The 18,046-nt window shown below is 68.6% G+C and carries 16 protein-coding genes; 7 read left to right on the top strand and 9 right to left on the bottom strand.

Features of this window, described 5'->3' with window-relative positions:
• Positions 1–218: 218 nt before the first annotated feature.
• Both hpnI and C7401_RS44760 read right to left on the bottom strand, forming a co-directional pair.
• Complete coding sequence (hpnI, locus tag C7401_RS43755; RefSeq protein WP_373864502.1) at positions 219–1,508, bottom strand: bacteriohopanetetrol glucosamine biosynthesis glycosyltransferase HpnI; 1,290 nt, start codon at positions 1,506–1,508, stop codon at positions 219–221.
• The gene (locus tag C7401_RS44760; protein ID WP_146758108.1) at positions 1,505–1,870 is read right to left on the bottom strand and encodes a hypothetical protein; all 366 of its coding nucleotides are present in this window, start codon (positions 1,868–1,870) and stop codon (positions 1,505–1,507) included. The genes hpnI and C7401_RS44760 overlap by 4 nt, the downstream gene beginning before the upstream one ends.
• A 404-nt stretch (positions 1,871–2,274) precedes the next feature.
• On the opposite strand from C7401_RS44760, the gene C7401_RS43750 reads away from it, so the two are divergent.
• Complete coding sequence (locus C7401_RS43750; protein WP_112178287.1) at positions 2,275–3,276, top strand: LLM class flavin-dependent oxidoreductase; 1,002 nt, start codon at positions 2,275–2,277, stop codon at positions 3,274–3,276.
• A 65-nt stretch (positions 3,277–3,341) separates the two neighbouring features.
• Here the strand turns inward: C7401_RS43750 and C7401_RS43745 are convergent, their stop codons facing one another.
• The gene (locus C7401_RS43745; RefSeq protein ID WP_112178286.1) at positions 3,342–4,475 is read right to left on the bottom strand and encodes an alpha/beta fold hydrolase; all 1,134 of its coding nucleotides are present in this window, start codon (positions 4,473–4,475) and stop codon (positions 3,342–3,344) included.
• Between the two features lie 385 nt (positions 4,476–4,860).
• Here C7401_RS43745 and glgC point away from each other — a divergent pair, with 385 nt between their 5' ends.
• The 5 genes from glgC (at position 4,861) to C7401_RS43720 (ending at position 10,709) form a co-directional block, all read left to right on the top strand.
• Positions 4,861–6,126, top strand: a complete 1,266-nt coding sequence (glgC, locus tag C7401_RS43740; RefSeq protein WP_112178285.1) for a glucose-1-phosphate adenylyltransferase — start codon at positions 4,861–4,863, stop codon at positions 6,124–6,126.
• Between the two features lie 115 nt (positions 6,127–6,241).
• Positions 6,242–7,756, top strand: coding sequence for a glycogen synthase GlgA (glgA, locus tag C7401_RS43735; RefSeq protein ID WP_112178284.1), 1,515 nt, complete (start codon positions 6,242–6,244; stop codon positions 7,754–7,756).
• A 159-nt stretch (positions 7,757–7,915) separates the two neighbouring features.
• A complete protein-coding gene (gene pdxY / locus C7401_RS43730; protein WP_112178283.1) occupies positions 7,916–8,788 on the top strand; it encodes a pyridoxal kinase PdxY in 873 nt (290 codons plus the stop codon).
• A gap of 133 nt (positions 8,789–8,921) precedes the next feature.
• On the top strand, positions 8,922–9,383 hold the full coding sequence (locus C7401_RS43725) for a hypothetical protein (RefSeq protein WP_112178282.1): 462 nt from the start codon (positions 8,922–8,924) through the stop codon (positions 9,381–9,383).
• Between the two features lie 219 nt (positions 9,384–9,602).
• Complete coding sequence (locus tag C7401_RS43720; RefSeq protein WP_112178289.1) at positions 9,603–10,709, top strand: branched-chain amino acid ABC transporter substrate-binding protein; 1,107 nt, start codon at positions 9,603–9,605, stop codon at positions 10,707–10,709.
• Here the strand turns inward: C7401_RS43720 and C7401_RS43715 are convergent.
• The 3 genes from C7401_RS43715 to C7401_RS43705 all read right to left on the bottom strand — a co-directional run bounded on the left by C7401_RS43715 (position 10,706) and on the right by C7401_RS43705 (position 15,034).
• On the bottom strand, positions 10,706–12,679 hold the full coding sequence (locus C7401_RS43715; protein WP_112178281.1) for a DUF3857 domain-containing transglutaminase family protein: 1,974 nt from the start codon (positions 12,677–12,679) through the stop codon (positions 10,706–10,708). The two genes, C7401_RS43720 and C7401_RS43715, sit on opposite strands and share 4 nt — an antisense overlap.
• Positions 12,676–13,656 carry a helix-turn-helix domain-containing protein gene (locus C7401_RS43710; RefSeq protein WP_112178280.1) on the bottom strand — a complete coding sequence of 327 codons (981 nt, stop codon included), beginning with the start codon at positions 13,654–13,656 and terminating at the stop codon, positions 12,676–12,678. Before C7401_RS43710 ends, C7401_RS43715 begins: the two co-directional genes overlap by 4 nt.
• Positions 13,657–13,789: 133 nt before the next feature.
• Entirely contained in the window at positions 13,790–15,034 is a 1,245-nt protein-coding gene (locus C7401_RS43705; RefSeq protein ID WP_258397483.1) for an aspartate aminotransferase type Ic, read from the bottom strand.
• A gap of 178 nt (positions 15,035–15,212) precedes the next feature.
• Here C7401_RS43705 and C7401_RS43700 point away from each other — a divergent pair, with 178 nt between their 5' ends.
• Positions 15,213–16,091 carry a LysR substrate-binding domain-containing protein gene (locus C7401_RS43700; RefSeq protein WP_112178279.1) on the top strand — a complete coding sequence of 293 codons (879 nt, stop codon included), beginning with the start codon at positions 15,213–15,215 and terminating at the stop codon, positions 16,089–16,091.
• Between the two features lie 35 nt (positions 16,092–16,126).
• On the opposite strand, the gene C7401_RS43695 is transcribed toward C7401_RS43700, so the two are convergent.
• From C7401_RS43695 to C7401_RS43685, 3 genes are all read right to left on the bottom strand, one after another.
• Positions 16,127–16,786: a hypothetical protein gene (locus tag C7401_RS43695; RefSeq protein ID WP_112178278.1), complete on the bottom strand. Its 660-nt coding sequence runs from the start codon at positions 16,784–16,786 to the stop codon at positions 16,127–16,129.
• A 247-nt stretch (positions 16,787–17,033) separates the two neighbouring features.
• Positions 17,034–17,729: a histidine utilization transcriptional repressor HutC gene (gene hutC, locus C7401_RS43690; RefSeq protein ID WP_112178277.1), complete on the bottom strand. Its 696-nt coding sequence runs from the start codon at positions 17,727–17,729 to the stop codon at positions 17,034–17,036.
• Between the two features lie 38 nt (positions 17,730–17,767).
• On the bottom strand, positions 17,768–18,046 hold a 279-nt coding region (locus C7401_RS43685), incomplete at its 5' end, for an aromatic amino acid lyase (protein WP_181565844.1).

Genomic DNA, 18,046 nt, shown 5'->3' with positions numbered 1-18,046 from the left:
CAGAACGAGCGGATCTCGCGCTTTGCCTGGTAGCGCGAGCCCGCGCCACCGTCGAAGCCGTCATACGACGGGGCCTGTAGAAACAGCGTTTTCATGAAATGAGTACTCCGGGTACCCGTAGTTTTATCGGGTGATGATGGATATGACATTCGATGTGAAGTCGGCGCGGGATCGGCGAACACGGCGAACGAAGGATCATACAAACGCTGCGAACGCGCTCAACGAGCGTCCGATCCCTCGACGGCCGGCCGCCGCGCATTCGCGGGCCCCGTCATGGCGCCCGGCGCATCGGCCTCGGGGTTGGCGACGCTCACGCGCACGCCTCGCCACATCACGTGCGAGCCGAACGCGGCGGCCAGCCACTGGAGGGCCAGCAGCACGTCGCGCAGCGGCACGAGTGGCAAATCGCGCCAGAACGCGCGCCAGCTTCCGCTTGCGCGCACATGCAGAACCAAACGCGCAATGATACCGCTCACCGTGGCCGTGGCGAGCGCGGCCATCGCCGCACGCGTCACCACACACACGCCGCTGCCCGCGCCCACGGCAAGCACGGCGTAGGACAGCGCGCCCAGCATGAGCCACGGCGTCGGGAACGTGATGAACAACGACGCGAAGCCCGCCGGATTCACCGAGCGGATGGTGCGCAGCCAGCGCGTTTCGCGCAGCCAGAGCGTGCCGAAGGTGGGCTCGATCACGTCAGTGGCGACCACCACCGGCGCGAGCACCGTGGCGAGGCCGTGATCGCGCGCATAGCGGGCGAGCAGATAGTCGTCGGCGAGGCAATCCTTTAGCGCGTGAAAGCCGCCGATGCGCTCGAGCGTGGCGCGCGAGAGCGCCAGCGTCGCGCCAAAGCCGAAGGCGCGCGAGCCCGTGGAATGCGCAACGCGCACCGAAGGCGCGAACCACTCGTTGATGAAGAGCGCGCCCACGCGCGGCCAGAAGCCGCCAATGCTGCGCGCGCTGTAGAGACAGGTCACGACGCCCACGCTCGCGTCGGCGAGCGGCGCGGTCACGATCTCGAGATAGTCGGGTTCGACGGCAATGTCACTGTCGGCAACGACGATCGCGTCATAACGCGCGCGCGCCGCGAGGTTGATGAGATTGCTCACCTTGAGGTTGCTGCCATGCACGCACGGGTCGATCACGAGTTCGATGTCATGGCCCGGATACGCCGCTTGCAACCGCCGCACGACGGCGATGGCCGGGTCCGCCGGCGACGAAACGCCGAACAGCAACTGAAAGCGCGGGTGCCGCTGCTCGCAGAAGGTGGCCAGATTCTCGTAGAGGCGCGGCTCGGCGCCGCACAAGGGCTTGAGCACGCTCACCGGCACCGGCTGCGTGCGCCGCGCGCGGCGCGCGGCCTGCCGCACGAGCGATGCCGTGCCGAGGCGCGGCATCGTGAAGGCGGCCACGAGTCCGTAAAGGGCCGCGACCGCGCACAGCGCGACCACCAGCCAGACGAGCGCAGGCCACGGCGAGGGCATCGCGGAAACGAGCGGTACCGTCATGCCGCGTCACCGCCCTGGCGGGCCGCGCACACGCGCGCACGCTGCTTCGCGCCCTGACCCGCCTCGCCGTCGCACACATTCCGGGGGCGATTGCCGCCGGTTGCGCGCAACCCGCGAACCGTCAGCGTCGCGCCGACCGGGTCGAGCGTCTCGCCACTTACCATTTCCCAGCCTTGAATGTCCAAAAATAAAATGCGCGCCGTAGCCACATCACCCAAACGCCGCCGAAAACCGGTTTGATGATGTGGGGTTTTTATGACGAAACGCAAATCAAATACGCAATTGATCAGGCAATAACCTGATTGCATAACGCAACGAATCTTGGTCGAGCCCCGATTCAACGCGAAAAATTGTAGCAGCAAGATCCGGAAGCCGCTTCCGGGAGCCCAGGAAAAAGCGTTTCCAAATCTGCAAAAACGGTAACTTTTTCAGTGCATTGACAATTGCCTTCCAAAAATTATCCGCAAGGGATAATTCAGTAAGCATATCGATACCGCGCTTTAACCTATTTGAATTACGACAAGATGTCGCAGCATTTAAATAATAATTATTCTCGCTAATATTCAGATAAGCGTCATCGTGTGACCGGCATCAACCGTGCCTGAAACCACGCCGCCCGCATGGGTTCCCGAGGGCCGTCAGCAGGAACGAAACTGCTTTGGCACAATGGCCGCACCTTGCGACAGCCTTGCGGCCGGCACCGGTGCGTTCCTCGCGCGCCGCCACAGCCTGGTCGCGGCACCCCATTCACGCCTCAGGCAATCTCATGATCCCCTTTTCCGTACTCGACCTCTCGCCCATTCCCGCCGGCTCGCATGCGGGCGCCGCGCTGCGCAACACGCTCGACCTCGCCCAGCATGCCGAGCGCTGGGGCTACCAACGCTTCTGGCTGGCCGAGCATCACAACATGACGGGCATCGCCAGCGCGGCGACGTCGGTGGTGATCGGCTATGTGGCGGGCGGCACGCAATCCATCCGCGTGGGCTCGGGCGGCATCATGCTGCCGAACCACGCGCCGCTCGTGATCGCCGAGCAGTTCGGCACGCTCGAAGCGCTCTACCCCGGCCGCATCGACCTGGGCCTTGGCCGCGCGCCCGGCACCGACCAGACCACGGCGCGGGCGTTGCGCCGCGACCTTCAGGGCAGCGCCGACAGCTTCCCCGACGACGTCGCCGAGCTGCAACGCTATTTCGCCGCGCCCGTCGAAGGCCAGCGTGTGCGGGCCGTGCCCGGCGCGGGCCTGAACGTGCCGCTCTATATCCTCGGTTCGAGCCTCTATGGCGCGCAACTCGCAGCGGCCATGGGCCTGCCGTTCGCGTTCGCCTCGCATTTCGCGCCCGACCATCTGCTCACGGCGCTGCGCCTCTATCGCTCGCAGTTCCGCCCGTCGACCACGCTCGCGAAGCCGCACGCCATGGTGGGCGTGAACGTGTTCGGCGCGCCCACCAACGAGGAAGCGCGCTTTCTCTTCACCTCGCTGCAACAGCAGTTCGTGAACCTGCGTCGCGGCACGCCGGGGCAATTGCCGCCGCCCGTCGCGCAGATCGAAGCGAACGAGTTCGAACTCGCGGGCGTGGCGCATTCGCTTGCGTGTTCGGTGGTGGGCGACGCCGACGCCGTGCGCGCGGGCCTGGCCTCAGTGATCGAGCAGACCGGCGCCGACGAGCTCATCGTCACCGCGCAGATCCACGATCACGCCGCGCGCCTGCGCTCGTTCGAGATGGCCGCGCTTGCGCGCGACGAACTGAAGGAAGTGGCCGTTAAATAAGGAAAGTCAGGAAGGCGAAGGAACGCGGCGCGGTGTCGCCACCGCGCCGGTTTGCAAACGCACGCTCAGTGCGTGGCGTTCAAGGCGTCGAGTCCCTTGAGCAACGCGGCGTGAAACGCCTGCGGGTCCTGCATCTGCGGGGCGTGGCCCAGATCGGCGAATTCGACGAGCGTGGCGTGCGGTATCGCGCGCTGCGCGGCCTTAGCGAGCACCGGATAGCGGCCCAGTTGCGCACGCACATCCGGCGGCGCGAGATCCTTGCCGATGGCGGTCGTGTCCCTGTCGCCGATGAGCAGCAGCGTCGGCATCTGCAACTGGCCGAACTCGTAGATCACGGGCTGCGTGTAGATCATGTCGTAAAGCAGCGCCGAGTCCCACGCCACCTGCGCCTTGCCCGGCCCTCGATACATGCCCGCGAGCATCTGCACCCACGGCTCGTACGCCGGACGCCACTGGCCCGCGTAGTAGGTGGCCTGCTCGTAGCGCCGAATCCCGTCGGCGCTCGTCTTCAGCTCCCGCGCGTACCAGTCGTCCACGGAAATCGAAGGCACGCCCTTCGCCTTCCAGTCTTCGAGCCCGATCGGGTTCACGAGCACGAGCTGCTCGGTCTCACGCGGATACATGAGCGCGTAGCGCACCGCCAGCATCCCGCCCGTCGAATGGCCGATGATGGTCGCCTCGTGCACGCCGATCGCCGCGAGCAGCGCGTGCGTGTTGCGCGCGAGCTGCTGGAAGCTGAACTGGTATGCGCCCGGCTTGCTCGACTTGCAAAAGCCGATCTGGTCGGGCGCGATCACGCGATAGCCCGCGGCGTGCAGTTCACGGATGGTGGCGTCCCATGTCGCGCCGCAAAAATTCTTGCCGTGCAGCAGCACGGCGGTGCGGCCGTTCGGCTTCGCGGGCTGCACGTCCATATAGGCCATGTGCAGCGTCTGCCCTTGCGAGACGAACGCGAAGTCGTGCACCGGATGCGGATATTCGAAGCCTTGCAGCTCCGGCCCGTAGGCGGGTCCGTCGGGCGTCTCGACGGCGGCGCTCGTCTGCGATTGCGCAGAAGGGACCGCGGGGGCCGAAGTGGCCGAAGGGGCAAGGACAGCGCCACTGGCGCCGGGATCGGCGGCAAAGGCGGGATGGATCAGCGCGGCGGCGCTCAGGGCGGCGGCGAAAGTGGCGAGCGTGCGGTTCAGGATGGCTCTCATCGACGAGGGATCGGGCTGAAGGTCGGACAGCGGTCGGACAGCGGGCTGGACGCCCGCGTAGCCAGCGATTCTAGCCGTCCTGCGCGCCGCTTGCCGGTTGTGGTGCGCAAGCGGCACGCCGTTTGCTCCTTGCCTGGGAGCGGCCCCTCGCACACCATCGCAACGGCGATTCGCGCTGCGCCGCATTCGGTGCTAGAACAGTCAATGCAGGACGCGCAAGACGCCCGCGACGCGCATGGCAGCCGCGCATGCACTACATGGCAGTCGCGCATGCGCTGCGCATCGCATCAGGGACGCGACCGGCGCACCAGAAAAGAACCGCACGCGCCCCGACAGCACAGGACGGGCCGCGGCGGCTTACCGGGGGCACAACAAGGAGACGACCATGGAAACTCCGGCAAGCCTCAACGATCTGCAACGCACCACGCTCGCGATCGTCCTCGCGGGCGGCCGCGGCACGCGCCTCGGGCCGCTCACCAACAAGCGCGTGAAGCCGGCCGTGTACTTCGGCGGCAAGTACCGCATCATCGATTTCGCGCTCTCGAACTGCCTGAATTCGGGCATCCGCCGCATTGCCGTCGTCACGCAGTACAAGGCGCATTCGCTGTTGCGCCACTTGCAGCGCGGCTGGGGCTTCCTGCGCGGCGAATTCAACGAGTTCCTCGACCTGTGGCCCGCGCAGCAGCGCGTGGAAGGCGCGCACTGGTATCGCGGCACGGCCGACGCCGTCTACCAGAACATCGACATCATCCGCTCGATCCGGCCGAAGTACGTGGTCGTGCTGGCCGGCGACCACATCTACAAGATGGATTACACGCGCATGGTGGCCGACCATGCCGCAAGCGGCGCCGACTGCACCGTGGGCTGCATCGAGGTGCCGCGCATGGAGGCGCGCGCGTTCGGCGTGATGGCCGTGGACGAGGCACGCCGCGTGACCGGCTTCGTCGAGAAGCCCGACGATCCGCCCGCCATGCCCGGCCGCCCCGACATCGCGCTCGCGAGCATGGGCATCTATGTGTTCGACACGGCCTACCTGATCCATCTGCTCGAAGACAACATCTCGCGCTCGGCCACCGACCACGACTTCGGCAAGGACATCATTCCGCGCGTGGTGAGCGACGGCCATGCGATCGCGCACCCGTTCAGCATGTCCTGTGTCTCGTCGGACCCGAGCGCCGAGCCTTACTGGCGCGACGTGGGCACCGTGGACGCCTACTGGTCCGCCAATCTCGACCTCGCCTCGACGATCCCCGCGCTCGACCTCTACGACCGCGACTGGCCGATCTGGACCTACCAGGAGCAGTTGCCGCCCGCCAAGTTCGTGCGCGACCTCAATGGCTTGCAGGGCTCGGGCACCAACCTGATCGTGTGCGGCGGCAGCGTGATCTCGGGCTCGCAGATCTCGCGCTCGGTGCTCTCGTCAAATGTCGTCGTGCAGTCGTTCTGCAACATTGCCGAGGCAGTCTTGTTGCCACAGGTGACGGTGGGCGCGAGCTGCCGGATGCGCAAGGTCGTGGTGGACCGCGGCTGCACGATTCCCGACGGCACCGTCATCGGCGAAGACGCGGCGCGCGACAGCGAGCGCTTCTATCGCACCGAGAACGGCGTGGTGCTGGTGACGCAGGAGGCGCTGAACAAGCTGGCCACCTAGTCGCCTGCGAGCGAGGAGCCTGTTGCCCGCGCGACAGGCGGCCCGCGTGCGCCGCCGCAACGCAACCCCGACCCGACCCCGCCCCAACCCCGATCACCGAGAGGACCGACTCCCGATGACCCTCCGCGTCCTGCATGTAGCCAGCGAGCTGTATCCGCTCCTGAAAACCGGCGGCCTCGCCGACGTCACCGCCGCCCTGCCCGCCGCGCTGATCGAACAGGGCGCCGACGCGCGTCTCCTGCTGCCCGGCTTCCCGCCCGTGGTCGCGGGCCTCGCGGACCTGCGCCCCGTCGCGCGCCTGGCGCGCACGTTCGGCGCGCCCGAGGCCACGCTCGAACTGGGCCGCCTGCCCGGCAGCGAACTCGCCGTGTACGTGGTCCGCGCCGACGCGTTCTACTCGCGCCCCGGCAACCCCTATCTCGACGCGGAACACGTGCCCTACGGCGACAACGCGCAGCGCTTCGCGCTGCTCGGCTGGACGGGCGCGCAGCTCGCGCTGCATCTGGACCCCGAGTGGACGGCTTCGATCGTTCAGGCGCACGACTGGCACGCGGGCCTGGCACCCGCCTATCTGCGCGCGGCGGCGCGCGAGCGCGGCGCGGCGACCGCGCCCGGCGGCGCACGCTCCATCTTCACGATCCATAACCTCGCGTACCAGGGCATTTTCCCCGCGCAGCAGTTCGATGCGCTCGGCCTGCCCGCCGACTTCTTCGACATGCACGGCGTGGAGTTCTACGGTCAGCTTTCATTCCTGAAAGCAGGTCTCTATTTCGCCGACAAGATCACGACGGTCAGCCCGACCTATGCACGGGAAATCCAGACCGTCGCCCAGGGCGGCGGCCTCGAAGCGTTGCTGCGCGGACGCGGCCACGACCTCGTCGGCATCCTCAACGGCGTGGATTACGCGGTGTGGAATCCGTCGGGCGACGCGGCTATCGCCACGCGTTATTCGGCCACGCGCCAGAGCGGCAAGATGCGCTGCAAGGCGGCTTTACAGGCGCGCCTGAAGCTCACGCAGAAACACGACGCGCCGGTGTTCGGCGTAGTGAGCCGGCTCACCGAACAAAAGGGCCTCGACCTGCTGCTCGCGGCGCTGCCCGAGATCGTCGGGCGCGGCGGGCAACTCGTCGTGCTCGGCACCGGCGACGCGAGTCTCGAACAGGGCTACGCGCGCGCGGCGCATCAGCATCCCGAGGCGGTCGCCGTGGAACTGGGCTTCGATGAAACGCTCGCGCACGAGATCGTCGCGGGCTCCGACGTGATGATGGTCCCCTCGCGCTTCGAGCCGTGCGGGCTCACGCAGCTCTATGCGCTCGCCTATGGCGCGCTGCCGCTCGTGCATCGCGTGGGCGGACTCGCCGACACGGTGGTCGACGCCTCGCTCGAAAACCTCGCCGACGGTCTCGCCACCGGCTTCGTGTTCGAGCGCTTCGAGCCCGACGCGCTCACCGCCGCGATCCGCCGCGCGTTCGCGCTCTACGCGCGCAGCCGCGACTGGCGCGAAACGCGCACGCGCGCGATGCAGCAGGACTTCGGCTGGGCCGCTTCGGCGCAACGCTACATGGCACTCTATCGCGAGCTGAGTGGCGAACTGAGTAGCGAACTGCGTGGCAAACCCCTGGCGGTGTAGCCGGCACAACGCAAGCATGGCCAACGTGCGCGACGCGCACGCAACACTGCCCCACGCCCGCATCGACCGGGCGCGGAGAATTCGGTTATCGTTGCTGCACCTGCGCAAGGCGCGCCACGCGAAGCGCGCCGCAAGCCATAACGAGATCCTGGACCGGCCATGAAAAACGTTTTAAGCATCCAGTCCCACGTCGTGTTCGGTCACGCGGGCAATAGCGCCGCGGTGTTTCCCATGCGCCGTCTCGGTGTGAACGTGTGGCCGCTCAATACCGTGCAGTTCTCCAATCACACGCAATACGGCCACTGGACCGGCGCCGCCATCGGCGGGGACGAGGTCGTCGATCTGGTCGAGGGCATCGGCGCGATCGGCGTGCTGCCGCGCTGCGACGCGGTGCTCTCGGGCTACCTCGGCGCCCCCGAGCAGGCCCAGGCCGTGATCGACGTGGTGCGCGCCGTGAAGGCCGCCAATCCGCAGGCGCGCTACTTCTGCGACCCGGTGATGGGCACGCTCAACGCCGAGAACGGCTGTCACGTCGAGCCCGGCATCCAGGCGTTCCTCGTGCGCAACATGCCCGAAGTGGCCGATGCGATGATGCCCAATCACAGCGAGCTGCAACGGCTCGTGGGCCGCGAGATCGAGACCGCGGAAGAAGCCGTGCTCGCCTGCCGCGACGTGCTGAGCCGCGGCCCGAAGCTGATTCTCGTAAAGCATCTGCTCGATCGCAACAGCCCCGCCGACCGCTTCAACATGCTCGTCGTGACCGAGCACGAAGCGTGGCTCGGCCAGCGCCCGCTCTACCCGTTCGCGCGCCAGCCCGTGGGCGTGGGCGACATCACGAGCGCGGTGTTCGTCGCGCGCCTGATGCTCGGCGACTCGCTGCGCCGCGCATTCGAGCACACGCTCGCGGCGGTGAACGCCGTGGTGAAGGCGACTTACGACGCGGGCCGTTACGAACTGGAGATCGTCGCGGCGCAGGACCAGATCGCGCGGCCACGCGAGTGGTTCGACGCCTGGGCCGTGGATGCGGCCTAGACTGAAGCCGCCTGAACTGAAGACGGCGGGCCGGGGACGGGCGGACCGGGCGCTCGGCCTATAATGCGATCCGCATGTATCGCGGCGGCAGGCCAGCACAGCCGCCGCGCCCACCGTCTTTAGAGAATGACCGATGTCCGATTCAATCCGCAGTGAACAGGAAGAGTATTTCGAGCAGCTTTGCCTCGCCGTCGACGCCGGCGAGACCCACGAGCAGGAAGCCATCGAATACTTCGAGGAACAGAGCCACGAAAGCGGTTTCGACGCCGCCGTGTGGCTCGACATCGCGCTCTACCACGCACCCGACGTGGCGCGCGGCATCATCGATTTCGTCGACGAGAGCGACCGCGAACGCAGCGACATCGCCCAGACCATCGCCGACACGCTCGACATCTCGTACGGCGAGGACGAGTGCGAGCGCTTCGAAGCGACGATCCGCTTTGCGCTCGCCAACGGCGTGCCCGTCGATCTCGACGTGGTGCTCGACGGCTGCAACCGCGCGCTCGACGATCTCGAAGGCTGGGCAAGCGCCGACACGATGGCGCCGCTCGTGCGCCTGCGCGATGCGCTCTTCGCCATGCAGACCGGCAACTAGTTCCACCGGGGCGCGCAGCGGCGCCCCGCGAGCAAGACCCTGGCAAGACCCCGAAGACGAGACGCCCCGCAGACGCCGCGCCGGGCGCGATACCACAAAAACATTGCGGAACACCGCGCCGCCACCGCGCATGGAGTCACGATGAGTCTCGCCGCCACGCTGAGAAGCGCTGCCGCCCAAGTTTTCGTCAAGCGCACCGCCACACTCGCGGCCGCGCTCATGCTCACGCTCGGCGTCAACGCGCTTGCCGAGGCGGCCGGTCCGCTCAACGTGCGCATCGGTTTCGTCGCGCCGCTCTCGGGCGACTACGCGAACTATGGGCACGACCTGCAAAACGGCGCGCAGCTCGCGCTCGACGAGGCGAACGCGCAAAACCTCAAGATCGGCGATCAGACCGCGCACTTCGAACTCGTGCCGCTCGACGACCGCAGCGACCCGCGCCTGGGCGTGCAAGCCGCGGCCACGCTCGCCAACCAGGGCGTGGCGGCCGTGATCGGCCACTTCAACTCGGGCACGGCCATTCCGGCCTCGCGTATCTACGAGAGCGCGGGCATTCCGATGATCAGCCCCGCCGCCACCAATCCCGTCATCACGTCGCAGGGCTTCGCCAACACCTTCATGGTGATTGCGAACGACGCGCAAAACGCGGGCGTGGCCGGGGCGTGGGCCGTGGACGTGCTCAAGGCCAAACGCGTGGCCATCGTCGACGACCGCAGCGCCTTCGGCCAGGGCGAGGCGGACGTGTTCGAGCGCACGGTGCGCGAGCACGGCGGCAACGTGGTCGCGCGCGAGTTCGCGGAAGGCGTGTCCGACGACTTCGGTCCGCAGCTCGCGAGGATCAAGGCCGCCAACGCCGACCTGCTCTACTTCGGCGGCCTCGCGCGCCAGGGCGCGGCGCTCGTGAAGCAGATGAAGGAGCGCAGCGTGAACGCCCAGTTCGTGGGCGGCGGCGGCGTGGCGAACCCCGACTTCACCCAGGCCGCAGGCGCGGCCGGCGAAGGCGCGATGGCGTGGGAGTACGGCCGCCCGCTCGCGCAACTGCCCGACGGCCCGCGCTTCGAGCAGGCCTTCAAAAACCGCTTCGGCACGGGCGTGCTCGCCTACGCGCCGTTCGGCTACGACGCCGCGTGGGCCGCGATCCACGCGATGGTCAATGCGAAATCGGCGAAACCCGAGGTCTACCGCCCCGCGCTCAAGGCGATCACCTTCGACGGCGTGACGGGCCACATCGCTTTCGAGCAGGACGGCTCGCTCAAGAACGGCGCCTCCACGCTCTGGCAGGTGAAAAAAGGCGTGTGGACGCCGGTGGTCACGCGCGGCGGCTAAAGACCCACATTCGGACCCACATTCGGTCCAACATTCGCACCCGCCTTCCCCCGCGCGCGCACGACGATCTGTGCGCGCGTGTCGCGCTCGATCTGCAATAGCGCATCGCGCATCTGCGCGAATTCGTCGGCCGAGCACATCTGGTGGCCAAAGCGCGCCGAAAGACGCCGCTCGATTTGCAGCGTGCGCGAGCGCGCGTCGTACACATAGTGCGACGTGTACGCGAGCGCGGTGTCGTTCACGCTCGCGTCCTGCGGCAGATCCGTCACCTGCGCGAACGCGGGCAGCACGATCTGCGCGCTCTCCTCGAACGCCCCGCCGATGCACGCCCACGGCTGCGTGCGGCGCGGCTGCGCAAGCCAGCTGTCGATCTGCGTGGCGATGCCGCCCGTGAAGCTGCTCGTCGTGGGGATCGCCGTGGTGCCGTCTCGCCAGATCACGTGGTCGAGCGTGCCTTGCATCGTCACCGAAAACGGTCCGCCGGTCGCGGCGGCCGGGCTCGTGGCGGCCACCCGCGCCGTGCCCGCCAGCCCCGTCATGCGCAGGCGCTGCGCCGCGAGCTGCTGCGCCCCCGCGTGCGTCGCGCGGCGAAACGTGTTGCGCTCCGGCTCCGCGCCCGCGCCCACGTCCTGCACGTAATAGCTGTAGGCCGCGTCGCCCGACTCGCCCACGGCGAGCGAGAGGCGCGCACTGCGCTCGCGCGGCTCGGTGGCGGGCGTGCGCGTGAGCACGCCTTCATCGACGAGCAGCGCCGGGCGGTCCATCACGCCCGGCGGCAGATAGCCGAATGCGTAGCCGCCCGATGAGGTGTCCGCGAACACGCCGAGTTCGGGCAGCCACGCGATCACATGGTTGATCGCATGCGCGCCGTAGCCCGGCACCTCGGGCAGCGTGTAGACGGGGCCGAGATCGAGCATCGCGGTCTCGGCGCGGATGCCCGCCGCCGCGAGCAGCGCCGTGAACAGCGCGACGTGATCCTTGCAGTCGCCATAGCGGTTGCGCAGGATGTCGATCGCACGATGCGGCGCGGCCGCCGTCTCGCCGAGAAAGAGCGCGACGTAGCGAATGTTGAAGCGCATCCAGTCGTAGATGCGGGCCGCCCTTTCGCGCGGATCGCTCACGCCCGCCGTGAGCGACTGCGCGAGCGCCGCGATGGCGGGATCGGTCGCGGTGGGGTCGGCGGCGGCTTCGCGGTAGCGCGCGGCGAACGCCGCATAGTCGGGCACCGTCGAGACCATCAGCCGGTCGCCCCAGTTCACATAGGCCACCGCGCCCGCTTCGAGCGGCGCGTACGGGCCGTGCCGGTAGTCGAACACGTAGCGCGTGCGGCCGTTTTCCGTCACGGGAGCTTGCGCCGTGTAGCCGCGCGCGTCGGCATGCAGCGGCAGGTTGGCGGGCAGATCGAAGATGAGGCGCTGGGCGTCGACGGGCATGTCCGAATCGGGCTCGACGAAGTACGAAAACGTGCCCGCTTCGAGCGCCTTCGCGCGGCGCTTCGCGAAATGCAGATGCACACGCGAGCCGATCTGCACGCCCGGAAAGATCACGGTGCGCAGCACGCCGTCCTCGAACGTGGGCGCGCCCGCCGAGCGCGGCTCCTGCACGTCGCGAATGCCGCTCGCGCCGACCGCGTGCGCCGTGCCGTCCGGGTCGATGGTTTCGGCCGAGAGCTGCGTGATCGTTTCGATATCCTTATTGAACCAGACGTAGCGCTGCGCGATCTGGTCCACGCCCGCCGTGGTGTTGGCGCGCAGCACCGTATCGTCGTCCTCCACGACCGAGCCGTCCCGCTGCACGACGAACAGATGCACGTCGCGCTCGAGCGTGGCGTTCGGGACGTCGTCTTGCGTGCCGCTCTCGGTGCGCGCACTCGCTTGCGCCAGGGCGTTGCTGCTCGCCAACACGAGGCACAACGCAAGGCACGATGCGAAGCTCAAAGCGGCGCGCTTTACGCACTTGCTTCGCGTCATGGACGGCTCAGGCGCGCGGCGTCCGGCCACGAGGTCCGGGCGAGACGCCGCGCCTGCTGCGCGGCGCGCCAGGCGCGCGGGCTCGCGCCGAACTCCGCGCGAAACGCGGCGTTGAAGTTCGACAGGTCGTTGAAGCCGCTCGCAAACGCGAGGTCGACGATCTTCGCTTCGTCGTCGGCCGCGAGACGCAGCGCGGCGGCGCGCAGCCGCGCGCGCAGCAGGTACTGATGCGGCGTCACGCCCGCCACGGCCGCAAAGGTGCGCAGAAAGTAGAACTCGCTCACGCCCGCCGCCATAGCGAGACTCGCGAGCGTGTGGGCCGCGTCGGGTGTTTCGTCGATGAGGTTCAGCGCCGCGACCACGCGCGCCACGGCCGCCGCGCCCGGTGCCGGGACCGCGGCGGGCGCGAGCGCGTCCTTGCCGCTCGCCATCACGCGCAAGGTGGCGAGGGCGAGCGCCAGCGCCACTTCGTCCCACGCCGCGCCCATGTTGCCGCGCTCCTGCGCAAGCGCATCGGCGCAGGCGCGCGCGACGAGCGGTGCGAGCGCGCGCACGGGCGGCACCCGCGCGGCCCGCCAGCGCCGCGCCGCAGGCGCGAGTCCCGCGGCGGCGGCCTGCTCGTCGAGCCAGGCGGCGTCGTAATGGAACGAGATACAGCGATCGCCCGCCGCGTGCCGGTGGCCGCATTCGAAGCAGGCGCCCGTTTCGCCGAGCATGAGCGCGCCGGGCGTGAGCAACGCACGCGCGTTGCCGCTGCGGTAACCGAACGTGCCCGCCGCCACGATGGCGAGGCAAGCGCGCGCGTGGCGTTCTTCGTACGGGCGGTCGCCGGGGCCGAGCGTGCAGACGACGTCGTCGACCGACCAGCCCGGACCGGCCGCGAGCGATCGAGCGGCGGGCGCACTGGCGCTTTCGGCGCGGCCTTCGCGCTCGCGTTGCGCGAGCGCGCGTTGCAGTGATGCGGCGAGACCTGGCACGGCAACCTCGCGGGTTTCAGGCTACGGTCGTGGGCTACGATCGTGAGCTACACGTTCGCGGGCCACATTGGTGGGCGACACCCGCCAGTTGTAGCACATCGGCGCGAGCCGCGCCCGGCCCCGCCTGGCCTCCTTACTGGCGCCGCTCGTCGATGGCGCGCAGCAGCGAAAGCGCGATCCCCTCGGCCGCGAGCCGCACCTCGTCGAGCGAGGGAAACGATGGCGCGATCCGCAAATGGCTGTCCTGCGGATCGACGCCATACGGATACGCCGCGCCCGCGGGCGTGAGGATCAGGCCCGCCTGCGCCGCGAGTTCCACGGTGCGCCGCGCGCAGCCTTCGGGCGCATACAGGCTGATGAAATAGCCGCCGCGCGGCACGTTCCAGCTCACGCCGGGCACGCCTGCGAGGCGCGTGCGGAACACTTCGTCCACGGCGTCGAACTTCGGCTTGAGCAACGCGCGGTGGCATGACATCAGCGCGGTGAGCGTCGCGCGATCGCGCAGGAAGCGCACGTGGCGCAACTGGTTGAGCTTGTCCGGTCCGATCGTGCGCACGGCCGCGTGCTTTTGCCACCACGCCACGTTGCGCTGCGCGGCGGCGAGCCACGCGAACGCGCCGCCGCCGAACGTCACTTTCGAAAGCGACGCGAACATCAGCGCCCGTTCGGCGTGCCCCGCCGCCGCACAGGCCTCGAACACGTCGAGCGTCGCGTGCGCCTCTTCGGTGAGGTGATGAAAGCGGTAGGCGTCGTCCCAGAACAGGCGGAAGTCGGGCGCGGCGGGCATGGCCGCGAGTCGCCGGATCGCATCGTCGGACCAGATCGCGCCCGTGGGGTTGCTGTAGAGCGGCACGCACCACATGCCCTTGATCGACGGATCGTCGCGCACCAGCGCCTCCACGCGGTCCATGTCGGGGCCGTCCTCGCGCATCGGCACGGCGATCATGCGCACGCCCAGCGCCTCGCAAATCGCGAAGTGGCGGTCGTAGCCCGGCGCCGGGCACAGGAACGCGATCTCGCCCTGCGCACGCCACGGCGCGCCCGCGCCCTCACCCGCCGGCACGCCATGCAGCAGCGCGAACGTGAGCGCGTCGTGCATGAGTTCGAGGCTCGAATTGCCCGCCGCGATCACCTGCGCCGCCGGCACGCCGAGCAGTTCGGCGCCCAGTTCGCGTGCCTCGGGCAAGCCGCTTGGGAGGCCGTAGTTGCGGCAGTCGAAACCGTCGCGCGCGAGATAACCGGCCTGCCCCGCTTCGTCGATGAGCGCCTGCGAGAGATCGAGCTGCTCGGGCGAAGGCTTGCCGCGCGACATGTCGAGGCGCAGTTGCAGTTGCTGGAATCGTTCGTAGGTCAAATCGACGGGCGGCGACATCAACATGGGGTTCTCCAGACGAAGCAAGGCATAGGCGCGCAAACCGGCGAAGTCACCAGCGAGTTAATCAGCGAAGAAGCGGACGAAGCCGGCGCGAAGGGTCGGAACGAACCCAGTATCGGCGCGTCGCCGTGTTCAGACAAACGCGTTATATTGAAGGCTTCGATCAATTTTTCTGATACCGATGAAGACCCTCGATCTCGACGTGCTCGCCATGGTCGTGGCCGTTGCCGATGCCGGCAGCTTCGTGCGCGGCGCCGCGCTCGTGCACCGTTCGCAGGCGGCGCTCAGCATGCAGATCCGCGCACTCGAGGAATCCATCGGCAAGCCGCTGTTCATTCGCGCGCCGCGCAACGTCACCCCCACACCCGACGGCCAGACGCTCATCGCCTACGCGCGGCGCATGCTCGCGCTGCGCGACGAGGCCTGGGCCTCGCTCGCGCACCCGGAAGTAACCGGGCGCGTGTCGATCGGCGTGCCCGACGACTACGCGTCCTCGCTCATGCCGCCCGTGCTGCGCAAGTTCTCGGCGAACTGGCCGAAGGTGGAAATCCAGGTGATCGGGCTGCCGAGCACCGCACTCATGCCGCTCCTGAAGGACAACAAGATCGACCTCGCGTGCATCACGCGCACGCGCGGGCTGGCCGGTGAGTTCATCCGTTTCGAGCCGATGGTGTGGGCCGCGCCCCCCGCCGCCGTGAGCGCGGCGAGCGGGCGCGAAATCTGGCGCGAGCGGCCGCTGCCGGTCGCCCTCTTCGGCGGCGGCAGCGTCGCGCACACGAACGCCATCCAGGCGCTGGAGCGCGCCAAGATCGCCTATCGCACTTCTTATGAGAGCCCGAGCCTGATGGGGCTGTGCAGCATGGTGGCCGCGGGGCTCGCCATCGCGCCGCTCGCCCGCTGCGCCGTGCCCGAGACCTTCGTCACGCTCGGCCGCCAGCATGGCCTGCCCGCGCTGCCCGAGCTCGAAGTGGTGCTCGCGCGCAGCGCGCGCTCGAACCGGCCGCCATGCGACTTTCTCGCCGACCAGATCCTCACGGAACTGCGCGTTCAGGAGCGCTGATTGTCACTCTGATCGCCACCCTGCTGGCCGATGCCTCAATCGTCGCCAAGACGTGAAAGCAGCGCGTGCAGCCGCGTGACATGGCGCAGCAGCAACTCGCGATGCTTCTCGATCTGCTCGAGCCGGCCTTCGAGATCGGCGCGCACCCGCTCGTCGGGGTCGGCGTAGGCGATCACGTCCTCGATGCGCGCGCGCAGCACCGCGGGCTCGACCGGCGGCACGCTCAGGTAGCGTTCGAGCTTGCGCACGTCCTGCGCGGCCAGATCGCGAATCTTGCGCATGCCCGCGAGGCGCCGGTGCGCATCGGCCGCGTGCGCGGGCGCGGCCGCCTCCTCGCGCTTCGCGCCCTGGCCGAAGATCGGCTCCACGCGCAGCACGGGGGCCTTGCGCACGGGGTGCGCGGTGCCGCGAAAGCGCGCGCGCGGCGTTTCGCTCGCGATCGCTTCGCGGGTGTCGTCGGGTACGTCGCCGCTGTCGTGATGGAGGTCCATCCAGCCTTCGGGCAGGCCCGTGACGGCCTCCACGCCGCGCACGAATTCCGCGCTGAAGTCGCGCTCGCCGGAAACGATCAGCTTCATGTGGCTCGCGGAAAACGTCATCATGCGCGCGAGCCGCGTGGCGGAGCCGACCTCGCGCGTGAGCAGCGCCAGATTGGCTCGCCACAACGGCATGAGCGTGGCGTTGGCATCGTCCATTGCGGAGCTCCTTCCTGGTTCTCACACAGTTCGCACACATCTCAATAATACGGGCTGTGGCGCGCGGCGCGCGGTTTTGCGGGCCGCCCCGCCATCGCCGGCGCGCGCCGCCCGTCCTTCCGAACGCGCAGCAAGACCCATGCCGACGGCGGTCGGCATGGCGTGTGCAACAGTCTGAGGAAATGGCGGCAAGCCGTGCGGGGCGATCTGCGCGGCCCGACCTGCGCGGCCCGACCTACGCGGCCCGCTAGAAATGTCCGGTGAAGCGGTAGCGGCTGCCCGGATGCCAGAGATTGGCCACCGTCGCCACGAGCCCGCGCGAGCGGGTGCGCCGGTGCAGCACGAGGCAAGGCTCGGCCTCGCCCATGGCCAGCCGCGCGCGCGTGTCGGTCTCCGGCGCGAGCGCCTCGATGCGGTACTCCACGCCTTGCAGCGGCGCGACGCGCACGAGGTACTGGTTCGGCGTGATATGCGTGAAGTCCTGCTCGGCGTAGCCCGGCGCGATGGCCGGATTGACCCAGCGCTCCTCCAGTTGCACGGGCTCGTCGTTTTCGAGGTGCAACACGCGCGAATAAAACACCTGGTCGTTGGCGGCGAGCCCCATTTCGACGGCCAGCGCCTCGTCGGCGCGAAGCTCGCCAATCTCCAGCACCTCGGCGCGGTAGCGGTGGCCGCGCGCGAGGATTTCGTCGGAAATGCTGCGGATCGCGACGAGCGTCGACTCGTACTTGGGCCGCGCGACGAAGGTGCCCGCGCCCTGCACGCGCGTGAGCACCTGCTCGGCGGTCAGCTCGCGCAGCGCCCGGTTCACGGTCATGCGCGCAACCTTGAATTCGCGCGCCAGCTCGTTCTCCGAAGGCACCTGGTCGCCCTCGCTCCACTCGCCCGCGTGGATGCGCGCGAGGATGAAGTCCTTGATGCCCTGGTACGCGGGAGCGTTCATCGCGTTGGCCCGTGCCGTGGTTTTCGACTGATTGCGCGTTATTGCGCCTCGGATTCGAACGCGAACGGGCTATGCGCCGCGATCGCAGCGTTCTGCACGAGCTTCGTGACTGCCGCGATGTCCGGTGCGAAGTAGCGGTCGAGGTCGTAGTGCGGCACCTCGGCGCGCACCGACTGCATCACGCGGGCAAGCGCCGGGCTCGTGTGGTGAGGCGCGCGCAGATCCACGCCCTGGGCCGCCGCGAGCAGTTCGATCGAGAGGATGCTGGCCGTGTTCTCGGCGATATCGGCGAGCTTGCGCGCGGCGAACGTCGCCAT

The organism is Paraburkholderia unamae, assembly GCF_003268775.1.
In the GTDB taxonomy this organism is placed as follows: Bacteria; Pseudomonadota; Gammaproteobacteria; order Burkholderiales; family Burkholderiaceae; genus Paraburkholderia; species Paraburkholderia unamae.
The sequence above is the reverse complement of the archived record's forward strand: the minus strand, read 5'-3'. Positions and strand labels throughout refer to the sequence as shown.

What these genes read in the sequence shown, in the direction of transcription:
- C7401_RS43695 (WP_112178278.1), bottom strand. Translation starts at nt 16,786, where the DNA reads ATGGACGATGCCAACGCCACGCTCATGCCGTTGTGGCGAGCCAATCTG.
- pdxY (WP_112178283.1), top strand. Translation starts at nt 7,916, where the DNA reads ATGAAAAACGTTTTAAGCATCCAGTCCCACGTCGTGTTCGGTCACGCG.
- C7401_RS43705 (WP_258397483.1), bottom strand. Translation starts at nt 15,034, where the DNA reads ATGTTGATGTCGCCGCCCGTCGATTTGACCTACGAACGATTCCAGCAA.
- C7401_RS43720 (WP_112178289.1), top strand. Translation starts at nt 9,603, where the DNA reads ATGCTCACGCTCGGCGTCAACGCGCTTGCCGAGGCGGCCGGTCCGCTC.
- glgC (WP_112178285.1), top strand. Translation starts at nt 4,861, where the DNA reads ATGGAAACTCCGGCAAGCCTCAACGATCTGCAACGCACCACGCTCGCG.
- C7401_RS43750 (WP_112178287.1), top strand. Translation starts at nt 2,275, where the DNA reads ATGATCCCCTTTTCCGTACTCGACCTCTCGCCCATTCCCGCCGGCTCG.
- hpnI (WP_373864502.1), bottom strand. Translation starts at nt 1,508, where the DNA reads ATGACGGTACCGCTCGTTTCCGCGATGCCCTCGCCGTGGCCTGCGCTC.
- C7401_RS43745 (WP_112178286.1), bottom strand. Translation starts at nt 4,475, where the DNA reads ATGAGAGCCATCCTGAACCGCACGCTCGCCACTTTCGCCGCCGCCCTG.
- C7401_RS43725 (WP_112178282.1), top strand. Translation starts at nt 8,922, where the DNA reads ATGTCCGATTCAATCCGCAGTGAACAGGAAGAGTATTTCGAGCAGCTT.
- glgA (WP_112178284.1), top strand. Translation starts at nt 6,242, where the DNA reads ATGACCCTCCGCGTCCTGCATGTAGCCAGCGAGCTGTATCCGCTCCTG.
- C7401_RS43715 (WP_112178281.1), bottom strand. Translation starts at nt 12,679, where the DNA reads ATGACGCGAAGCAAGTGCGTAAAGCGCGCCGCTTTGAGCTTCGCATCG.
- hutC (WP_112178277.1), bottom strand. Translation starts at nt 17,729, where the DNA reads ATGAACGCTCCCGCGTACCAGGGCATCAAGGACTTCATCCTCGCGCGC.
- C7401_RS43700 (WP_112178279.1), top strand. Translation starts at nt 15,213, where the DNA reads ATGAAGACCCTCGATCTCGACGTGCTCGCCATGGTCGTGGCCGTTGCC.